Below are 20,351 nucleotides of genomic sequence, written 5' to 3'. Positions count from 1 at the left end.
CAAGTCGGGAGGCCCCGGGGCATGAGGATCGGCGAGCTGGCACGACGTACGGCCGTGAGCGAGCGGTCCCTGCGCTACTACGAGAAGCAGGGCCTGCTGTACGCGGAGCGCACACCGGGCGGTCACCGCGACTACCCGGAGGCGGCGGTGGACCGGGTCGTGCACATCCAGGAGCTGTTCGCGGCGGGCCTGTGCAGCGCCAAGATCTACCAGCTCCTGCCCTGCATGCGCGACAAGGACGGCGGCCCCTCCGAGAAGGCGACACCGTGGCTGGTCGACGAACTGACCCAGGAACGGGCCAGGATCGACCGCCAGGTGGCGGATCTGCTGCGGGCGCGGGAGGTCCTGGACGAGGTGATCACGGCGGCCACGGGAAGCCACTGAACATCTCTAACCTTCAAAAGCCTATTGACCAGTTAGCGGCAGGCGTGCTCCACTCGCCTCGTCGCAACCATCAACATGCACTTGAGGGGTTAGAGATGAGCAGCCCGCAGCAGGCCCGCGCCCACCGCACCCACTACCGCTCCACCACCGTCCGCGGCCACGAGATCTTCTACCACGAGGCGGGCCCCGCAGACGCGCCCGTCCTCCTCCTGCTGCATGGCTTCCCCACCAGCTCCCACATGTTCCGCGACCTCATCCCGCTGCTCTCCCACCGCTACCGCGTCATCGCCCCGGACCACATCGGCTTCGGCCGCTCCGCCGCCCCCGACGCGCGGGAGTTCACGTACTCCTTCGCCGAACTCGCGGACGTGACAGCGGAGTTCACCGAGCGGATCGGTCTGACCCGCTTCGCGCTCTACGTGCAGGACTACGGCGCCCCCATCGGTCTCCGGCTCGCGCTCGCGTACCCCGAACGCGTCACCGCGATCGTCACCCAGAACGGCAACGCGTACGAGGAGGGCCTCGGCACCGAGGCCTGGGCACCCGTCCTCGCGTACATCGCCGACCCGTCCGGGAAGACCGCCGCGCCCGTACGGGAGATCCGCTCCCTGGAGGGCATCAAGTGGCAGTACACGCACGGGGTTCTTGACCAGAGCCTGCTGAACCCGGACGCCTGGCACTACGATGCCGCGCTGATGGCCCGCGACGGCCAGGACGGGATCCAGCTCTCCCTGATCGGCGACTACGGCAGCAACATCGAGCTGTACCCGGCCTTCCAGAAGTACTTCCGCGACACCCGGGTCCCGCTGCTCGCGGCATGGGGCGCCCACGACGAGATCTTCGTGCCGGACGGCGCACTGGCCTTCCTGCGCGACCTCCCGGAAGCCGAGATCCACCTGCTGCCCACCGGGCACTTCGCCCTGGAGACGCACGCCGCCCAGATCGGCGCACTGATCGACGACTTCCTGGCCCGCCGCGTCGCCGCCGCCTCCTGACGCCGGAAACAACACCGCCTCCGACCGGGGTGGGGCCCAGATCGGAGGCGGGGTTCAGGGGGTGGGCGCGAGGGCCCACGGCGGGCGTCAGCCCATGTGCGGGTAGCCGTAGTCCGTCGGCGGGACCAGCGTCTCCTTGATGGCGCGGGTCAGCGTCCAGCGCTGCAGGTTCTGCGGGGCGCCCGCCTTGTCGTTGGTGCCGGAGGCACGGCCGCCGCCGAAGGGCTGCTGGCCGACGACGGCGCCGGTCGACTTGTCGTTGACGTAGAAGTTGCCCGCGGCGTAGCGGAGCTTCTCCATCGTGTACGCGGCCGCCTCACGGTCGTTGGAGATGACCGAGCCGGTGAGGGCGTAGTCCGAGGCCGACTCCATCTGGGTCAGCATCTCCTCGTACTTGTCGTCCTCGTAGACGTGGATCGCGAGGAACGGGCCGAAGTACTCGGTCGTGAAGACCTCGTTGGCCGGGTCCGAGCACTCGACGACGGTCGGACGGACGAAGTAGCCCACCGAGTCGTCGTACGTGCCGCCCGCGACGATCGTGCAGGTGTCGTCCGCCTTGGCGCGGTCGATGGCCGCCTTGTTCTTGGCGAACGCGCGGTCGTCGATGACGGCGCCGATGAAGTTGGACAGGTCGGTGACGTCACCCATCTTGATGCCGTCGACCTCGGCCGCGAACTCCTCCTTGAAGCCGGAATTCCAGATCGAGGCGGGGATGTACGCACGCGAGGAGGCGGAGCACTTCTGGCCCTGGAACTCGAAGGAGCCGCGGGTCAGGGCCGTCTTGAGGACGGCGCGGTCGGCGCTCGGGTGGGCGACGACGAAGTCCTTGCCGCCGGTCTCGCCGACCAGACGGGGGTACGTGCGGTAGTTGGCGATGTTCTCGCCGACCGTCTTCCACAGGTGCTGGAAGGTCGGGGTCGAGCCGGTGAAGTGGATGCCCGCCAGGTCGCGGTGGGTCAGGGCCACCTCGGAGACGGCGATGCCGTCGCCCGTGACGAGGTTGATGACGCCCTTGGGCAGGCCCGCCTCCTCCAGGAGCTGCATGAGCAGCACGGCGGCGTGCGTCTGCGTCGGGGACGGCTTCCACACGACCACGTTGCCCATCAGGGCCGGGGCGGTCGGCAGGTTGCCCGCGATGGCGGTGAAGTTGAACGGCGTGATCGCGTAGACGAAGCCCTCGAGCGGGCGGTGGTCCAGACGGTTCCAGACACCGGTCGAGTTCGCCACGGGCTGCTCGGCGAGCAGGTCACGGGCGTACTTGACGTTGAAGCGCCAGAAGTCGACGAGCTCACAGGGGGTGTCGATCTCGGCCTGCTGGGCGGTCTTCGACTGGCCGAGCATCGTGGACGCGGCCATGGTCTCGCGCCACGTCGTGGAGAGCAGCTCGGCGGCGCGCAGGATGATCGCGGCGCGGTCGTCGAAGGACATCGCGCGCCAGGCCGGGGCGGCGGCGAGGGCGGCGTCGATCGCGTCCTGGGCGTCCTGCCGGGTGGCGCCGCGGCCGTTGCCGATGACGGCCTGGTGGTTGTGCGGCTGCACGACCTGGAAGGGCTCACCGCCACCGAGGCGCTTCACGCCGCCGATGGTCATCGGCAGCTCGATGGGGTTCTCGGAGAGCTCCTTGAGCTTGGTCTCGAGGCGGGCACGCTCCGGGGAACCGGGGGCGTAGCCGTGCACCGGCTCGTTGACCGGCGCGGGGACCTGGGTCACAGCGTCCATGAGTTCCGTATCTCCTTAGAGGGGGTCGGGGGAAAGGGAGCTCGGCCCTTGGTGTGGTCAGCCCTTGGTGAGGACGGAGCGGGCGAAGAAGAGCAGGTTGGCCGGCTTCTCCGCGAGGCGGCGCATGAAGTATCCGTACCAGTCGGTGCCGTAGGCGGTGTAGACGCGCATCCGGTGGCCCTCGGCCGCGAGCCGCAGGTGCTCGTCGCTGCGGATGCCGTACAGCATCTGGAACTCGTACTCGTCCAGTTTGCGCCCGGCGCGCCGCGCCAGCTCCTGCGCGATCGAGATGAGACGCGGGTCGTGGGACCCGATCATCGGGTACCCGGCACCCTCCATGAGGATGCGCATGATCCGTACGTACGCCTTGTCGATCTCCGCCTTGTCCTGGTACGCGACCTCGGCGGGCTCCTTGTAGGCGCCCTTCACGATGCGGACGCGGCTGCCGGCGGCGGCCAGGCGGCGGGCGTCGTCCTCGGTGCGGAAGAGGTAGGACTGGATGACGCAGCCGGTCTGCGGGAAGTCCTTCCGCAGCTCCTCGTGGATGGCGAACATCGAGTCGAGGGTGGTGTGGTCCTCGGCGTCCAGGGTGACCGTGGTGCCGATCGCGGCGGCGGCCTCGACGACGGGGCGGACGTTGGCGAGGGCCAGCTCGTGGCCGCCCTCCAGCGCCTGGCCGAACATGGAGAGCTTGATCGACATCTCGGCCTTGGTGCCGAGGCCGAGGTCCTTGAGGCGCTCGACGAGCTCCAGGTAGGCGTCGCGGGCGGCGTAGGACTGCTCGACGGTGGTGATGTCCTCGCCGACCACGTCGAGGGTGACTTCCAGACCCTTGTCGGCGGCGTCCGTGATGATCGGCACGACCTGGTCCACCGTCTCACCCGCGATGAAGCGGTCGACGACCTGCTTGGTGCCCGGGGCCGCCGAGACGAAACGGCGCATCTTGTCGCTGCGCGACGCGGCGAGGATCACGGGACCCAGCACGGGCACCTCCACGGAGAGTAGAACGAGGGCCGTACCTGGATATGCGTAACGAACCGGTACGGCACGGAGAACCACCGTGAAACTTAAGGATCCCTCCGATCCTGGGCCATCGACAGCTGTCACGCATCCGTGCCCTGGATCTCAGACAGATGTCTGAAGGCCGGGGCGAACTGCGTCAGAATGGACGGCGTGAAAGGCGACTACCAGGAACCGGTCGACGAGATCTCGGCCCTGCTCGGCGCCCCGGCGACGCTGGAGAACCGAGACTTCGAGCTGATCGCGTTCGGCGCCCACGACAGCGGCGACAGCGGCGACAGCGACTTCGACGCGGCGGCACTCGACCCGGTCCGCACCCGCTCGATCCTCACGCGCCGCTCGACGGCCGGGGTCCGCGCCTGGTTCGAGGGCTTCGGCATCACCCGCGCCACGGCCCCGGTCCGCATCCCGCCCGCCCCGGACGCGGGCGTCTACCGCGGCCGCATCTGCCTTCCCGTACGCCATCGGGGATTCGTCCTGGGGTACGTCTGGCTGCTCGACGCCGATCCGGGGCCGACGGACGCCCAGCTGGACGCGGCCATGGAGGTCGCGGCGCGGATCGGGGCGCTGCTTGCGGACGAGGCGCAGGCCGGCGCCGACCTGACCCGCGAGTTCCGCGCGGCGCTCACGGCCGAGCGGGGCTGGCAGCGGGACATGGCGGTGGCGGATCTGCGCACGGCGCTCGGTCCGCGCGGGGAGGGCCTGCACGCGGTGGTCTGCGTCGCCCCGTGGCCTTCCCCAGGTTCTCGGCTTCGCTCGGACAGGGGAGACCCCATTGCGAACCCCGACGACGCCCCTTCGGTCCGTACGGTGCAGGGGGCGACCGCCCTGTGCACGGTCCCGTGGGGCACGGCGGGCCAGAGCCTCGCGATCCTGGTCCGGCTGCGCTCGGCCGATGTGCTGACGCCGGCGATGTCGGCGGCGACCCGGCTGCTGGCGGTCGCGGGAGGCGCCTTCGCCGGCATCGCGATCCCCCGCCAGGGCCTCGACGACCTGGGCGCCGCCTGGTGGGAGGCGTCATCGGCGGCACGCGCGGCCCGCGCCGAACCGCGCTTCGCCCCGGTGGCCCAGTGGACGGAGGTCGGCCCCTACCGCCTCCTCACGGCCCTCCCCCCGGAGACCGCCCACGACCCGACGGCCCGCGCCCTGCTCTCCCCCGCCCACCGCGAACTGGCCCGCACCGCCGAGGTGTTCCTCGACTGCGCGGGCCAAGCGGGCCGCACGGCAGCGGAGTTGGGCATCCACCGCCAGACGCTGTACTACCGCCTGTCCCGCGTCGAGCAGCTCACGGGCCTGGACCTGGACGACGGCGAGGACCGCCTGCTGCTGCACATGGCCCTGAAGGCGTCGCGGCTGTAGGAGCACGGCAGGCGGCACCGCTCCGGTGCCTTCACTCCTCCGGATCGGCCGACACCCGCGCCGACACCCGCCGCAGCCCCTCGGTGAGTTGCTCGGCGGTCGTCGCCGATTCCGGGTCGAAGAGCCACTGCACCATCAGCCCGTTGAGCAGCGTCGTGTAGAAACGGCCCTCGGTCTCCACGACGTCCTCGGGCAGCTCGCTCTCCTCGATCCCGGTGAAGATCGCGGCCAGCCCGCGCCGCCCCTCCACCTGTGCCTTGGCCAGCAGATCGCGGATGCCCGCGAGCCGTTCCCCCTGCGTGATGACCTCCAGGCTCATCATCCAGATCGCCCGTGACTCGGGAATCGAGCGGATGAGGCTCTCCCACGTCTCGCGGAACCGCTCGATGCCGCTGCCCTCCGCGGCCCGCGCCGCGCCGACCGCCTGTTCGTAGCCCTCGCCCAGCGGTTCCATCAGCGCGACGTACGCCTCGACGAGCAGGGCGTCCTTCGAGCCGTAGTGATAGCCGATGGACGCCAGATTGGTCCCGGACTCCTTCACGATGTCCCGCGCCGTCGTCCGCGCGAACCCCTTCTCCAGCAGGCAGCGCTTGGCGCCTTCGAGCAGATCTTCACGGTGTCCCATGCGGTCAGCGTACCCGGAATCCATACACCCGTCCTATACATTGGTTTTATACAGCCGTACTAGACAAGCGTTTAAGACGTGCGTACAGTCCTGGCGCATGACGAACTCGACGCACCCACAAGCGCCTTCGCGGATCCCCGAGCGAGCCGGCCGCAAGGAGTGGACGGCCCTCGCCGTCCTGATGCTGCCGCTGCTCCTGGTCTCGATGGACGTCTCGGTCCTGTACTTCGCGGTCCCCGCGATCAGCGCCGACCTCGACCCGAGCGGCACCCAGCAGCTGTGGATCTTCGACATCTACGCCTTCGTCCTCGCCGGCCTGCTGATGACGATGGGCTCGCTCGGCGACCGCATCGGCCGCCGCAAGCTGCTGCTGTTCGGCGCCGCGGCCTTCGGCGCCGCCTCGCTCACCGCCGCCTACGCGAACAGCCCCGAACTGCTCATCGCGGCCCGCGCGGTGCTCGGCATCGGCGGCGCGACCCTGATGCCGTCCACGATGGCGCTCGTCCGCACGATGTTCCGCGACGCCGGTCAGCGCGCGAAGGCGATCGGCATCTGGTCGGGTGTGATGGTCGCCGGCATCGCGCTCGGCTCGGTGATGAGCGGCATCCTCGTCGAGTACTTCTGGTGGGGCTCGATCTTCCTGGTCAACCTGCCCGCGATGGTGCTGCTCCTGGTCCTCGCCCCGGTCCTGATCCCCGAGGCGAAGGACCCGGACCCGGGCCGCTTCGACCTGCTGAGCGTGCCGCTGTCGATGGCCGCCGTACTGCCCGTCGTGTACGGCCTCAAGGAGATCGCCGCCGAGGGATTCGAACCCGCGTACGTCGTCTCGCTCGCCGTCGGACTCGGCTTCGCCGCCCTCTTCGTGCACCGCCAGCGCACCGCGGCGTCACCACTGATCTCCCCCGCGCTGTTCCGGGGCCGCGGCTTCGCCCCCGCGGTCCTGCTGAACCTCGTCTCGACGCTCGCGATGATGGGCTCGGCCTACTTCACCACGCAGTATCTGCAGTCCGTGCTCGGCAAGAGCGCGCTGGAGGCCGCGCTCTGGGCGCTGCTGCCCTCGGTGCTCATCGGCTTCGCGGCGCCGGTCGCCACGGCACTCGTCCAGCGCGGGGTGCACCGCGCCCACGTCGTCTCGGGCGGCTTCACCCTCTCGGCCTTCGGCTACAGCCTGCTCACACAGACCGGCACGGACTCGATGTGGACCGTTCTCACCGCCTGCGCCCTGCTGGCCTGCGGAGCACTGGTGATCAGCTCCCAGCTGACCGACATGGCCCTCAGCTCCGCCCCCGCCGAGAAGGCGGGCTCCGCCTCCTCGCTCCTGGAGACGGGACAGGAGTTCGGCGGCGCGCTCGGCATGGCGCTGCTCGGCTCGATCGGCAACGCGGTCTACAGCGGCCAGATGCCGGACTCCGCGCCCGCCGAGGCCAAGGAGACACTCGGCGGCGCGCTCGCGGTGGCCCGGGAGCTGCCGGGCGAAACGGCGTCCGGCCTGGTCACGACGGCGCGGGAGGCGTTCACCAGTGGGCTGCACGTCGCGGCCCTGACGGCCTCCGCAATCCTGGTCGTCTCGGCGGTGGTGGCGGCGCTGACGCTGCGCAGGATCGTGCCCCGCGTCTGAGCGGAAACGCCGAACGCCGGACGGGCTGGATCAATCCAGCCCGTCCGGCGTTTGAGGACGAACTCGGCGAAGCCGGTGATCACGGCAACCGAAGGTTCGGGGTGCCCCTAGTCGGTCAGGTTCACCGCGCGAGCGGACTCCGCACCGATCTCCTCGGCCAGCTCCGTCAGCACCGCCTGCGGCACCGTGTCGTCGACGGTGAGGACGGCGAGCGCCTCCCCGCCCACGTCGGCACGGGCGACCTGCATGCCGGCGATGTTGACGCCCGCCTCGCCGAGGACGCGGCCGACGGTGCCGACGACACCGGGACGGTCCGCGTACCGCAGGACGACCATGTGCTCGGCCAGGGCCAGGTCCACGTCGTACTCGCCGACGGCGACGATCTTCTGCAGGTGCTTGGGGCCGGCCAGCGTGCCGGAGACCGAGATCTCCTCGCCGCCGGTCAGCGTGCCGCGCACCGTGACCACGTTGCGGTGGTCGGGCGACTCGGAGCTGGTGGTGAGGCGGACCTCGACGCCGCGCTCCTGCGCGAAGAGCGGCGCGTTGACGTACGACACCGTCTCGTCCACGACGTCCTCGAACACGCCCTTGAGCGCGGAGAGTTCGAGCACCTTCACGTCGTGCTGGGTGATCTCGCCGTACACCTCGACGTCGAGCCGCGCGGCGACCTCGCCCGCGAGCGCGGTGAAGATCCGGCCGAGCTTCTCGGCGAGCGGCAGACCGGGACGCACGTCCTCGGCGATGACACCGCCCTGGACGTTCACCGCGTCCGGGACGAGCTCACCGGCGAGGGCGAGGCGCACCGACTTGGCGACGGAGACACCCGCCTTCTCCTGCGCCTCGTCCGTCGACGCACCGAGGTGCGGCGTGCAGACGACCTGGTCGAACTGGAAGAGCGGGGAGTCCGTGCAGGGCTCCTTCGCGTACACGTCCAGACCGGCGCCCGCGACGCGGCCCTCCTTGAGCGCGGAGTACAGCGCCTCCTCGTCGACGATCCCGCCGCGCGCGGCGTTCACGATGCGGACGGCCGGCTTCACCTTGTGCAGCGCCTCGTCGCCGATCAGACCGACCGTCTCCGGGGTCTTGGGCAGGTGCACGGTGATGAAGTCGGAGACCTCGAGCAGCTCGTCGAGGGTGAGGACCTTGACGCCCATCTGCGCGGCCCGCGCGGGCTGCACATAGGGGTCGTACGCGACGACCTTCATGCCGAAGGCGCTCATGCGCTGCGCGACGAGCGCGCCGATGCGGCCGAGGCCGACGACACCGAGGGTCTTCTCGGCCAGCTCGACGCCGGTGTACTTGGAGCGCTTCCACTCGCCGTTCTTCAGCGCCTGGCTGCCCTGCGGGATGTTGCGCGCGGTGGCGATGAGCAGGCCGCAGGCGAGCTCGGCGGCGGTGACGATGTTCGAGGTCGGGGCGTTCACGACCATCACGCCGGCCTTGGTGGCGGCGGACACGTCCACGTTGTCCAGGCCCACGCCCGCGCGGGCGACGACCTTCAGCTTCTTGGCGGCGGCGATCGCCTCGGCGTCGACCTTGGTCGCGGAGCGGACCAGGATCGCGTCGACGTCGGCGATGGCGGGCAGCAGCTCGGCGCGGTCCGCGCCGTTGCACTGACGGATCTCGAAGTCCGGGCCCAAGGCGTCGACAGTGGCGGGCGACAGCTCTTCAGCGATGAGTACGACCGGTTTGCCGTTGGCAGCAGTGCTCACGTGAGTCCTCACAAGTCCAATGCGGACGGCCGTCCCGACGGCCGCAGGCGGTGGAGGGTGCTAGCCGCGTGGAAGACGCACGACGCTGTGGGCCTGACGCGAATGTTGAACAGCAGTGTAGTGGCGTCTTGACGTGTGTCTTACGCCTCCACGGAAGGATCACCCGTCCGTGGCTGGACACAGTGGACAAGGGCCGGGGCTGCTGCCCCGGCCCTTGCCGTACGACCTACTTGTCGTCGTCGTTGACCCACGACATGAGCTTGCGCAGCTCCTTGCCGGTGGTCTCCAGGAGGTGGTTCTCGTCCTGGGTCTTGTACTCGTTGTACTTCTTCAGGCCGCCGTGGTACTCGTCCATCCACTGCTGGGCGAACGTGCCGTCCTGGATCTCCGCGAGGACCTTCTTCATCTCGGCCTTGGTGGCGTCCGTGATGATCCGCGGGCCGGTGATGTAGTCGCCCCACTCGGCGGTCTCGGAGACGGACCAGCGCATCTTCTCCAGGCCGCCCTCGTACATGAGGTCCACGATCAGCTTCAGCTCGTGGAGGCACTCGAAGTACGCGATCTCCGGCTGGTAGCCGGCCTCGGTCAGGGTCTCGAAGCCCGCCTTGACCAGCGCGGCGGTGCCGCCGCAGAGCACGGCCTGCTCGCCGAACAGGTCGGTCTCGGTCTCCTCGGTGAAGGTCGTCTTGATGACGCCCGCACGCGTGCCGCCGATGCCCTTGGCGTACGAGAGCGCCAGCGGGAAGCCGTTGCCGGTCGCGTCCTGCTCGACGGCCGCGATGCAGGGGACGCCGCGACCCTCCTCGTACTGACGGCGGACCAGGTGGCCCGGGCCCTTCGGGGCGACCATGGCGACGTCGACACCGGCCGGCGGCTTGATGAAGCCGAAGCGGATGTTCAGGCCGTGGCCGAAGAACAGCGCGTCGCCGTCCTTGAGGTTGTCCTTGATGGACTCCTCGTAGACCTGGGCCTGGATCGGGTCCGGGACCAGGATCATGATGACGTCGGCCTCGGCGGCGGCCTCCGAGGGGGTCACCACGCGCAGGCCCTGCTCCTCGGCCTTGGCCTTGGACTTGGAGCCCTCGTGCAGACCGACGCGGACGTCGACACCCGAATCGCGCAGCGACAGCGCGTGGGCGTGGCCCTGGCTGCCGTAGCCGATGACCGCGACCTTGCGGCCCTGGATGATGGACAGGTCGGCGTCGTCGTCGTAGAACAGCTCGGCCACTGGGAATCTCCTATGTGTGCTGGTGTTGCGTCCCACCGTACGGCGGGCGGGGGAGGGAAGTTCTGCGGTCTCGGTATGCGGGCGGACTCAGGCCGTGCGGTCGAGCGCCCGCAGGCTGCGGTCGGTGATGGAGCGGGAGCCACGGCCGATCGCGATGGTGCCGGACTGGACGAGCTCCTTGATGCCGAAGGGTTCCAACATCTTGAGCATCGCCTCTAGTTTGTCGCTGGAGCCGGTCGCCTCGATGGTGACAGCCTCGGGTGAGACGTCCACGGTCTTGGCGCGGAACAGCTGGACGATCTCGACGATCTGCGAGCGCGTCTCGTTGTCGGCGCGGACCTTGGCCAGGACGAGCTCGCGCCCGACGGCCGCGGACGGCTCCAGTTCGACGATCTTCAGGACGTTGACGAGCTTGTTGAGCTGCTTCGTGACCTGTTCGAGCGGCAGGTCCTCGACGTTCACCACGATGGTGATGCGGGAGATGTCGGGGTGCTCGGTGACACCGACGGCGAGCGAGTCGATGTTGAAGCCGCGGCGGGAGAACAGGGCGGTGATCCGGGCGAGGACACCTGGCTTGTTCTCGACCAGGACGGAGAGCGTGTGCTTGGTGGACATGACTCTTGGTCTCTCTTTCGCGTCCGGGCTCAGTCGTCTTCGTTGTCGCCGAAGTCGGGGCGGACCCCGCGGGCGGCCATGACCTCGTCGTTCGAGGTGCCGGCTGCGACCATCGGCCACACCTGGGCGTCCTCGTGGACGATGAAGTCGACCACGACCGGGCGGTCGTTGATCGCGTTGGCCTCCGCGATGACCTTGTCCAGGTCCTCGGGACGCTCACAGCGCAGGGCGACGCAACCCATGGCCTCCGACAGCTTCACGAAGTCCGGGACGCGGGTGCCCTTGTTGGGCGGGGTCTCGCCCTCCGGGCCTGCGTGCAGGACCGTGTTGGAGTAACGCTGGTTGTAGAACAGCGTCTGCCACTGGCGGACCATCCCGAGGGCGCCGTTGTTGATGATGGCGACCTTGATCGGGATGTTGTTCAGGGCGCAGGTGGTGAGCTCCTGATTGGTCATCTGGAAGCAGCCGTCGCCGTCGATCGCCCAGACCGTCTTGTCCGGGGCTCCGGCCTTGGCGCCCATCGCGGCCGGGACCGCGTAGCCCATCGTTCCGGCGCCGCCGGAGTTGAGCCAGGTGGCGGGCTGCTCGTAGTCGATGAAGTGGGCGGCCCACATCTGGTGCTGGCCGACGCCCGCCGCGAAGATCGTGCCCTCGGGGGCCAGCTTGCCGACCCGCTCGATGACCTGCTGCGGGGAGAGCGAGCCGTCCTCGGGCTGGGTGTAGCCGAGCGGGTAGGTGTCGCGCCAGCGGTTCAGGTCGGCCCACCAGGCGGCGTAGTCACCCGTGCGGCCCTCGGTGTGCTCGGCCTGGACGGCCTGCACCAGGTCGGCGATGACCTCGCGGGCGTCACCGACGATCGGCACGTCCGCGGCACGGTTCTTGCCGATCTCGGCCGGGTCGATGTCGGCGTGCACGATCTTGGCGTACGGGGCGAAGCTGTCCAGCTTGCCGGTGACGCGGTCGTCGAAGCGGGCTCCGAGGGCGACGATCAGGTCGGCCTTCTGCAGCGCGGTGACGGCGGTGACCGCACCGTGCATGCCCGGCATTCCCACGTGCAGCGGGTGGCTGTCGGGGAATGCGCCGAGCGCCATCAGGGTGGTGGTGACGGGCGCTCCGGTGAGCTCTGCCAGGACCTTCAGCTCGGCCGTGGCGTGGGACTTCAGGACGCCGCCGCCGACGTACAGGACGGGGCGCTTGGCGGCGGTGATCAGCCGGGCGGCCTCGCGGATCTGCTTGGCGTGCGGCTTGGTCACCGGGCGGTAGCCGGGCAGGTCCTGGGTGGGCGGCCAGGAGAAGGTCGTCTGCGCCTGCAGCGCGTCCTTCGCGATGTCCACGAGGACCGGGCCCGGGCGGCCGGTGGAGGCGATGTGGAAGGCCTCGGCGATGGTCCGCGGGATGTCCTCGGCCTTGGTGACCAGGAAGTTGTGCTTGGTGATCGGCATCGTGATGCCGACGATGTCCGCCTCCTGGAAGGCGTCCGTGCCGATGGCCTTGGAGGCCACCTGGCCGGTGATCGCGACCATGGGGACGGAGTCCATGTGGGCGTCGGCGATCGGGGTGACGAGGTTGGTGGCGCCGGGACCGCTGGTCGCCATGCACACGCCGACCTTGCCGGTGGCCTGCGCGTAGCCGGTCGCCGCGTGGCCCGCGCCCTGCTCATGGCGGACCAGGACGTGCCGGACGCGGGTGGAGTCCATCATCGGGTCGTACGCGGGAAGGATGGCGCCGCCGGGGATGCCGAATACCGTGTCGGCCCCGACTTCCTCGAGAGAACGAATGAGGGACTGCGCACCCGTGACGTGCTCGACGGGGGCGGACTGCTGTCCTGAGGTACGGGGCCGCGGCTGCGGATGGTGGGCCCCGGTGGCCTGCTCGGTCATCGGCATTCTCTTCTCGAAGCTGAGGGTTTTCGCGGGGGTCTGGGGAAGTTTGGGGGTGCCGGTGCAACAAAAAACCCCCCGTGCCGTGAGGCATGCGAGGGGAGCGCGTCGGGAGCGTTCGCGGGGATCCGGTGTTCGGACCGGTGAGTCCCGGCTTCAGCCGACGCGCTTTCCAAGTACGAGAATTCGGGTGCGCATGGCATTGACCCTCTCCCCGGCACACTGCACCTGTCAAGTAGGTGGGACGGGGGTCTCATTATGTGAGCGGGCAAAGCTCTCACCTCCTCTTCTCCATCCGTCCGCGGGGCCGGCCGCGGGACCCCCCGCGAACACCGGCTCCACCGGCCCGTGCGGCACCGGGTACTGGCCGAGCGACAGCGCGCGGCGCAGCCGGTACTCGTCGAGCGGGCCCGAGAACGCCATGCCCTGGCCGTGCGTACAGCCCATCGCGCGCAGGGCTATGACCTGCTCGGGCAGGTCGACTCCGTCGGCCACCGAGAGCAGACCCAGATCGCTCGCGATACGGAGCAGCCCGGATGTGATCTTGTGCAACCGCGCGGACTCGACGACGCCCTCGATCAGACTGCGGTCCAGCTTCAGTACGTCGACGGGGAGCCTGCGCAGCGCGGTGATGGCCGCATAGCCGCTGCCGAAGCCGTCCAGGGCGATGCGCACTCCGAGCCTACGCAGAGTGGTGAGCCTGCGTTCAAGTTCGTCGAGCGGAACTCGAGGGTCACTGTCCGCGAGCTCGATGATCAGCGCCCCGGAGGGCAGCCCGTGCCGGGTCAGGAGCGCCTCGATGGACCCCAGCGGCATGGAGCGGTCCAGGAGGCGGCGCGCGCTGATCCGGACGGCCACGGGCGCCGCGTGGCCCGTGTGACCGCGCTCGGCGGCCTGCTGGACGGCTTCCTCCAGCATCCAGCGGCCGAGCTCGGCGGTGCGGGCGCCGTCCTGGGAGTCCGGGGTGTCGGCGACGCGCAGGAACTCGGCGGGCGTGAAGAGGATGCCCTGGGCCGAGCGCCAGCGGGCCTGGGCCGCGACCGACGTGATCCGGCCGTCGTCGAGACTGACCACGGGCTGGTGGAGCAGCGCGAACTCGCCGTCGTGCAGGGCCGTGCGCAGCCGGGTGGCCAGCTCCGCCTTGCGTACGACGTCGGCCTGCATCTGTGGCGCGTACAGCTCGACGCGGCCCTTGCCCGCCGCCTTGGCGCGGTACATCGCGAGGTCCGCGTTGCGCAGCAACTCCCCCGCGGTGATACCCGGTTCGGCGAAGGCGACGCCGATGGACGCCGCGACGCGCACGTCGTTGCCGTCGATGGCGTACGGCTGGGACAGGGTGATTCTGAGCCGGTCGGCGAGTTCGTAGATGTGCTGCTCACGGGCCGCCTGGTCGCGCGTGCCGTCGCCGACGATCAGCGCGGCGAATTCGTCGCCGCCGAGCCGGGCCGCGCAGTCGCCCGACCTGACGGCTTCATGAAGGCGGCGGGCCGCCTGGATGAGCAGCTCGTCGCCCGCCTGGTGGCCGATGGTGTCGTTGACCGCCTTGAAGCCGTCCAGGTCGATGAAGAGCACGGCCGTACCGCGGTCGGTGACTCTGCGGCCGGTGAGCGCCTGGCCCACGCGCCGGGTGAACAGGGCGCGGTTGGGCAGGTCGGTGAGCGGGTCGTGCTCCGCGTTGTGCTGCAACTGGGCCTGCAGGCGCACCCGTTCGGTGACGTCCCGGCTGTTGAAGATGAGGCCGCCCTGGTGCCGGTTGACGGTGGACTCCACGTTCAGCCAGTCGCCGTCGCCGGACTTGAAGCGGCACTCGATGCGGGTGGTGGGCTCCTCGACGGGGTTGGCGGCGAGGAATCTGCGGACCTCGTGGACCACCCGGCCGAGGTCCTCGGGGTGCATCAGCGAGGCCAGTTCGGAACCGACCAGTTCGTCGGCCTCCCGGCCGTAGACCCCGGAGGCGGCCGGGCTGACGTAGTGGAGTATGCCGTTGGGCGCGGCGATCATGATGACGTCGCTCGAACCCTGTACCAGGGAGCGGAAGTGGTTCTCCTTCTGCGCCAGTTCCTGGGTGAGGGTGATGTTGTCCAGGAGCATGATGCCCTGGCGCACGACGAGGGCGAGCACGACCGTGCCCGCGGTGAAGAGCACGACCTCGTCGACGCTGCGGCCGCTCAGTACGTTGTAGAGGATCCCCAACGTGCAGACGGCGGCGGCCAGATACGGCGTGAGCGCGGCCAGCGAGCCGGCGATCGGCCGGGTGACGGCGGCGCGGGCCCCCTTCGGGGCGGCGCCGCGCTCCACGCGCGCGTGGTGGCCGTCGTCCGCGTGCCGGTGCCAGGGGGCGGCCCACGGTGCGTACGCCAGGAGGAGTGAACCGGCGAACCAGCCGGCGTCCAGCATCTGCCCCGAGCGGTAACTGGCGTGCAGCAGCGGGGAGGTGAACATGGCGTCGCACATGACGGTCAGCGCGAGGGCGCCGATCGCCGTGTTCACCGCCGTGCGGTTCGCGGAGGATCGTCTGAAGTGCAGCGCGAGGACCATGCTGACCAACGCGATGTCGAGAAGCGGATAGGCGAGCGAGAGCGCGGCGTGCGCGACGCTCTGCCCCTCGAACTGCGCCGTGTGCGCGAGCGCCAGGCTCCAGGAGAGCGTGAGCAGCGAGCCGCCGATGAGCCAGGAGTCGAGGGCCAGGCAGACCCAGCCGGCCTTGGTCACCGGGCGCTTGGCGAGCACGAGCAGGCCGATGATGGCGGGCGGCGCGAAGCAGAGGAAGAACAGATCGGCGAGGCCCGGACTGGGCACGGGGCGCTCGAGGACGACCTCGTACCAGCCCCACACGCCGTTGCCCAGGGCCGCCATCGCGGAGGAGAGCGCGAAGAGCAGCCACGCGGGTCGAAAGCGGCTGCGGCGCGTGCGGGAGTAGCGGAAGCAGGAGACGGCGGCGGTCGCCGCGGCGACGCTGAGCCCGAAGTCGCCCATGATCAGGGCGACTCGGGGCGATCCCCAGCCGAGGGCCGCCCCCGTCGCATACCCGCCGCAGACGACGAGGAGGACCAGCTGCGAGACCAGGCCCGTGCCGCCGCCACCGGACGCGGGGCGGCGGGTCAGGGGCGCTCCGGGCGGCAGCGATGCCGTCAGACCTCCGCCGCCCTCGAGGACGGTGGCGGCAGACGGGCGGGTGCTCACCGGGCCGCCCTGGTCCGGGTCGCCGCCGGGCCCGTCCGCCTTCCGCGGCCGGGGGACGGCGGGCCGTGCTGCGTGCGGCCCGCGGACAGCCGCCTGCGGGCCGCTGCGCGTGAGAGTCGCCACCGGCGGCCTCGCCGCGTCGGATCGTTCGCCCATTGGCCGTGCATCGCCCGTCGCCCCCCTCGCAGTCTGATGTCTCGTCCCCGGCGCCGAACGGTCCACGGCGCAGCCCCTGTCGGGACGATACACCAGTCTCGTCACTCAGGGACATAGTCTCTCTACGCTCAGTGACTATCGACGGGGGTGCGGACACGGGGCGCACGCACGCGGGTGCGGAGCGTGCCCTCCTGTCCTCGCGACTGGCCGTTACGGGGTGGTGAGCACGACGTTGTCGAGAGGCTCCCCGGCGACGTACCGGGTCAGCTGCGCCGCGACCAGTCGCTTGGCGCGGGGCAGGAAGGCGGAGGTCGGTCCGCCCACGTGCGGGCTGATGAGCACTCCAGGAGCGTGCCACAGCGGGTGACCTGCGGGCAGCGGTTCCGGGTCGGTGACGTCGAGGGCGGCGGTGATACGGCCGCCCTCCAGTTCGGTGAGGAGCGCCTTGGTGTCGACGACGGGGCCGCGGGCCACGTTCACCAGGAGCGCGCCGTCCTTCATGCGGGCCAGGAAGTCCCCGTCGACCAGGCCTCGGGTGGCCTCGGTGAGGGGCGTGGCGAGGACGACGACGTCGGCCGCGGGCAGCAGCGAGGGAAGTTCGGCGAGCGGGTGCACGGGGCCGCGCTCCGTGGCACGTGCGGAGCGCGCGACGCGCGCCACCCGCGCGCACTCGAACGGGGCGAGCCGGTCCTCGATGGCGGAGCCGATCGATCCGTATCCGACGATCAGCACGGACTTGTCGGCGAGCGCCGGACGGAACCCGGCCCGCCACTCCCCCCGCCGCTGGCCTTCGACGAAATCCGGGATGCCGCGCAGGGAGGCCAGGATCAGCGTGAGCGCGAGTTCGGCGGTGCTGGCCTCGTGGACGCCCTTGGCGTTGCACAGCCGCGTACCGGACGGGAGGTACTTGAGCCCGGAGTCCACGTGGTCGACGCCCGCGGTGAGCGTCTGCACGACATCCAGGGAGGTCATCTCGGGCAGCGGGCGCACGGAGACCGCGGAGCCCTTCATGTAGGGCACCACGTAGAACACGCAGTCGGCCGGGTCGGCGGGGAACTCCGGGCCGCCGTCCCAGAGCCGGTAGTTGAGCCCGGCCCCGGAGGCGTCGGGCAGGCCCTCGATCTCCTCCGCGGGATAGGGAAGCCATACGTCTTTCGTCATGGTCAGGAGGCTAATGCGCGGAGGGTGCACGCCGCGTTCGGGGCGGCAGAGGTTACGTTGGTGACCGCTAGGACTTGAAGTGGGGGGCACGGCCAGGTGGACCGCAGGACGATCGGCGCCGCAGCGCTCGAAGTGGGTGCGATCGGACTCGGCTGCATGCCGATGAGCTGGGCGTACACGGGCTCGCGGCAGCGCGGCGAGGAATCGTTGCGCACGGTGCACGCGGCGCTCGACCAGGGGTCGACCCTGCTGGACACGGCGGACATGTACGGGCCGTTCACCAATGAGCTGCTGGTGGGGCGGGCGCTCAAGGAACGCCGCGGCGAGGCCTTCGTGTCGACCAAGTGCGGGCTCCTGGTGGGCGAGCAGCACATCGTCGCCAACGGCCGCCCCGGCTATGTGAAGCGGGCCTGCGACGCGTCGCTGCGGCGGCTGCAGACCGACACGATCGACCTGTACCAACTGCACCGGGCCGACCCCGAGGTGCCGATCGAGGAGACCTGGGGCGCGATGGCCGAGCTCGTCGCGGCGGGCAAGGTGCGGGCCCTCGGACTGTGCGCGGTGGGCGCTCGGGCCTCGCGGCGCGAGGGCAGGGGACTGCACGAGGGAACGATCCGGCAGCTCGAACGGGTCCAGCAGGTCTTCCCCGTCGGCGCGGTGGAGGCGGAGCTGTCGGTGTGGTCGCGGGAGGCGCTGCAGACGCTGCTGCCGTGGTGCGACGCGCGCGGCATCGGCTTCCTGGCCGCGATGCCGCTGGGGAACGGTTTCCTCACCGGGACGCTGACGCCGGGGCAGGGCTTCGAGCCGGACGATCTGCGGGCCCGCCATCCGCGCTTCACCGCCGAGATGATGGCGGCCAACCAGCCGCTGGTGGTGGGTCTGCGCCGGGTGGCCGAGCGGCACGGGGCGACACCGGGCCAGGTGGCGCTGGCGTGGGTGCTGGCGCAGGGCCGGCATGTGGTGCCGATCCCGGGGGCCAAGCGGGAGCGGTGGGCGGTCGAGAACGCGGGGGCCGCGGAGGTGCGGCTGACCGCCGCGGACCTGGCCCAGATCGCGGCGCTGCCGGCGGCGCTGGGGTCGTGGGACTGAGGTCCGCGATCTGGCGGAGGCGTGGGCGCTTGCTTCGGCGCCTTGCGTCCGCGATCTCGTCGCGGTGAGGTGGGAACCTGCGAGGGCCGAGCGGTGTATGAACAGTAGAAGCGCCGCGTCGAAGGGAACCTGATCGTGCAACGACCTGCTGTGACCGCCGTATTGGCCGCTGCCGCCCTCGTGTTCGCGGCCGGATGCTCGTCCGGCGGCGGGGACGAGCCGGACAACGGAAAGAGCGCCGAATCGAGCCCCGCGCAGTCGAGCGGGACGCCGGCGGGCAAACCGCGCGGCGACGCCCCGCCCGAGAAGGGGGCGGCGAAGGTGACGCGCACGCTCGCGGAGGGACTGAAGTCGCCGTGGGGTCTGGCCCCGCTCCCGGGCGGTGACCTGCTGGTGTCGTCGCGCGACGAGGGCACGATCACCCGCGTCGACGGAAAGACGGGCAAGAAGACCGAGCTGGGCTCGGTGCCGGGCGTCTCCCCCGGCGGCGAGGGCGGCCTGATGGGCCTCGCGCTCTCTCCTTCGTACGCATCGGACCACATGGTCTACGCCTACTTCACGACGGAGTCCGACAACCGCATCGCCCGCATGCTGTACGACGAGAAGAAGCCCAAGGGCGAGCAGCTGGGCGCGCCGGACACGGTCTTCAAGGGCATCCCCAAGGGCATGATCCACAACGGCGGCCGGATCGCCTTCGGCCCGGACAAGATGCTGTACGCGGGCACGGGCGAGACGGGAGACACGGGCCTCGCGCAGGACAAGAAGTCCCTGGGCGGCAAGATCCTCCGCCTCACACCGGACGGCGAACCGGCCCCCGGCAACCCCTTCGGCGACTCCCCGGTCTACTCCTACGGCCACCGCAATGTGCAGGGCCTGGCCTGGGACGAGGAGAAGCGGCTGTGGGCCTCGGAGTTCGGCCAGGACACCTGGGACGAGCTGAACGAGATCAAGGCGGGCGACAACTACGGCTGGCCCGAGGCGGAGGGCAAGGCCGACGAGGACGGCTTCCACGACCCGGTGGCGCAGTGGAAGACCTCAGAGGCCTCCCCCAGCGGGGTCGCCTACGCCGAGGGCTCTGTCTGGATGGCAGGCCTGCGGGGCGAGCGGCTCTGGCGGATCCCGGTCCGGGGCGTGGACGGCGAGCCTGAGCCGCAGGCGTTCCTGGCGGAGAAGCACGGCCGGCTGCGCACGGTGCTAGCGGCGGGCGGCGACAAGCTGTGGCTGGTCACGAGCGAGACGGACTCGCGGGGGACGCCGGAGGACGGGGACGACAAGATCCTGGAGGTGGAGGTGAAGTAGGCGATTCAGCCGCGGGGCTCGTCGGGTGACGACGCCTGACCAGGGCTCGGCGTCTCGGCACCGCTCGGCGTCTCGTCCTCGCGCGGGGACGGCACGGGGGCGCGCACGACCACCTTGCCGGACGTCAGGTCTATCGGCCCCCGCCCCGGATCACCGTCGTTGAGGTCGACGCGGGTCATCTCCAGGCGCTTCTGCTCGTCGTCGGTGTGCTTGCGCCCCGGAGCGAACAGGGCCTCGATCGCATTGAACACTGCGCCTCCCAGGAGCCGGGTTCCTGCCGTCAAGCGTAAGCGAGGCGGGTGGAAACG

16 protein-coding genes are annotated in these 20,351 nt (G+C 70.4%); 6 read left to right on the top strand and 10 right to left on the bottom strand.

Going from position 1 to position 20,351, the window contains the following annotated elements; all coding sequences use genetic code 11:
• The first annotated feature begins 21 nt into the window (after positions 1–21).
• A complete protein-coding gene (locus tag ACIBKX_RS28875; RefSeq protein ID WP_363277395.1) occupies positions 22–384 on the top strand; it encodes a MerR family transcriptional regulator in 363 nt (120 codons plus the stop codon).
• A gap of 95 nt (positions 385–479) precedes the next feature.
• Positions 480–1,379, top strand: a complete 900-nt coding sequence (locus ACIBKX_RS28870) for an alpha/beta hydrolase (RefSeq protein ID WP_363277394.1) — start codon at positions 480–482, stop codon at positions 1,377–1,379.
• An 87-nt stretch (positions 1,380–1,466) separates the two neighbouring features.
• On the opposite strand, the gene pruA is transcribed toward ACIBKX_RS28870, so the two are convergent.
• Together pruA and ACIBKX_RS28860 are read right to left on the bottom strand one after the other, a co-directional pair.
• Positions 1,467–3,098 (bottom strand): L-glutamate gamma-semialdehyde dehydrogenase, encoded by a 1,632-nt coding sequence (gene pruA / locus ACIBKX_RS28865; protein WP_363277393.1) that lies wholly within the window; start codon positions 3,096–3,098, stop codon positions 1,467–1,469.
• Between the two features lie 57 nt (positions 3,099–3,155).
• A complete protein-coding gene (locus ACIBKX_RS28860) occupies positions 3,156–4,082 on the bottom strand; it encodes a proline dehydrogenase family protein (RefSeq protein ID WP_363277392.1) in 927 nt (308 codons plus the stop codon).
• Positions 4,083–4,262: 180 nt separating this feature from the next.
• Between ACIBKX_RS28860 and ACIBKX_RS28855 the strand changes: the two genes are divergently transcribed.
• A complete protein-coding gene (locus ACIBKX_RS28855; protein ID WP_363277391.1) occupies positions 4,263–5,477 on the top strand; it encodes a helix-turn-helix domain-containing protein in 1,215 nt (404 codons plus the stop codon).
• Between the two features lie 31 nt (positions 5,478–5,508).
• On the opposite strand, the gene ACIBKX_RS28850 is transcribed toward ACIBKX_RS28855, so the two are convergent.
• A complete protein-coding gene (locus ACIBKX_RS28850) occupies positions 5,509–6,102 on the bottom strand; it encodes a TetR/AcrR family transcriptional regulator (protein WP_363277390.1) in 594 nt (197 codons plus the stop codon).
• Positions 6,103–6,199: 97 nt separating this feature from the next.
• On the opposite strand from ACIBKX_RS28850, the gene ACIBKX_RS28845 reads away from it, so the two are divergent.
• Complete coding sequence (locus tag ACIBKX_RS28845) at positions 6,200–7,720, top strand: MFS transporter (RefSeq protein ID WP_363277389.1); 1,521 nt, start codon at positions 6,200–6,202, stop codon at positions 7,718–7,720.
• Positions 7,721–7,827: 107 nt separating this feature from the next.
• On the opposite strand, the gene serA is transcribed toward ACIBKX_RS28845, so the two are convergent.
• From serA to ACIBKX_RS28815, 6 genes are all read right to left on the bottom strand, one after another.
• Complete coding sequence (gene serA / locus ACIBKX_RS28840) at positions 7,828–9,432, bottom strand: phosphoglycerate dehydrogenase (RefSeq protein WP_363277388.1); 1,605 nt, start codon at positions 9,430–9,432, stop codon at positions 7,828–7,830.
• Positions 9,433–9,658: 226 nt separating this feature from the next.
• The gene (gene ilvC / locus ACIBKX_RS28835; protein WP_363277387.1) at positions 9,659–10,660 is read right to left on the bottom strand and encodes a ketol-acid reductoisomerase; all 1,002 of its coding nucleotides are present in this window, start codon (positions 10,658–10,660) and stop codon (positions 9,659–9,661) included.
• Positions 10,661–10,747: 87 nt separating this feature from the next.
• On the bottom strand, positions 10,748–11,275 hold the full coding sequence (gene ilvN / locus ACIBKX_RS28830) for an acetolactate synthase small subunit (RefSeq protein WP_363277386.1): 528 nt from the start codon (positions 11,273–11,275) through the stop codon (positions 10,748–10,750).
• 29 nt (positions 11,276–11,304) lie between these two features.
• Positions 11,305–13,155, bottom strand: coding sequence for an acetolactate synthase large subunit (locus ACIBKX_RS28825; RefSeq protein WP_363277385.1), 1,851 nt, complete (start codon positions 13,153–13,155; stop codon positions 11,305–11,307).
• A 231-nt stretch (positions 13,156–13,386) separates the two neighbouring features.
• Positions 13,387–16,338, bottom strand: a complete 2,952-nt coding sequence (locus ACIBKX_RS28820; RefSeq protein WP_399376450.1) for a putative bifunctional diguanylate cyclase/phosphodiesterase — start codon at positions 16,336–16,338, stop codon at positions 13,387–13,389.
• A gap of 366 nt (positions 16,339–16,704) precedes the next feature.
• Entirely contained in the window at positions 16,705–17,655 is a 951-nt protein-coding gene (locus ACIBKX_RS28815) for a 2-hydroxyacid dehydrogenase (RefSeq protein WP_363277383.1), read from the bottom strand.
• A 96-nt stretch (positions 17,656–17,751) separates the two neighbouring features.
• Between ACIBKX_RS28815 and ACIBKX_RS28810 the strand changes: the two genes are divergently transcribed.
• On the top strand, positions 17,752–18,744 hold the full coding sequence (locus tag ACIBKX_RS28810; RefSeq protein WP_363277382.1) for an aldo/keto reductase: 993 nt from the start codon (positions 17,752–17,754) through the stop codon (positions 18,742–18,744).
• Between the two features lie 150 nt (positions 18,745–18,894).
• Positions 18,895–20,043: a PQQ-dependent sugar dehydrogenase gene (locus ACIBKX_RS28805; RefSeq protein WP_363277381.1), complete on the top strand. Its 1,149-nt coding sequence runs from the start codon at positions 18,895–18,897 to the stop codon at positions 20,041–20,043.
• A 5-nt stretch (positions 20,044–20,048) separates the two neighbouring features.
• On the opposite strand, the gene ACIBKX_RS28800 is transcribed toward ACIBKX_RS28805, so the two are convergent.
• Positions 20,049–20,294, bottom strand: coding sequence for a DUF6191 domain-containing protein (locus ACIBKX_RS28800; protein ID WP_363277380.1), 246 nt, complete (start codon positions 20,292–20,294; stop codon positions 20,049–20,051).
• Positions 20,295–20,351 lie beyond the last annotated feature (57 nt).

The sequence above is a fragment of the Streptomyces sp. NPDC050658 genome, assembly GCF_044457025.1.
Taxonomy (GTDB): Bacteria; Actinomycetota; Actinomycetes; order Streptomycetales; family Streptomycetaceae; genus Streptomyces.
This window is presented reverse-complemented; position numbering and strand designations above follow the sequence as displayed.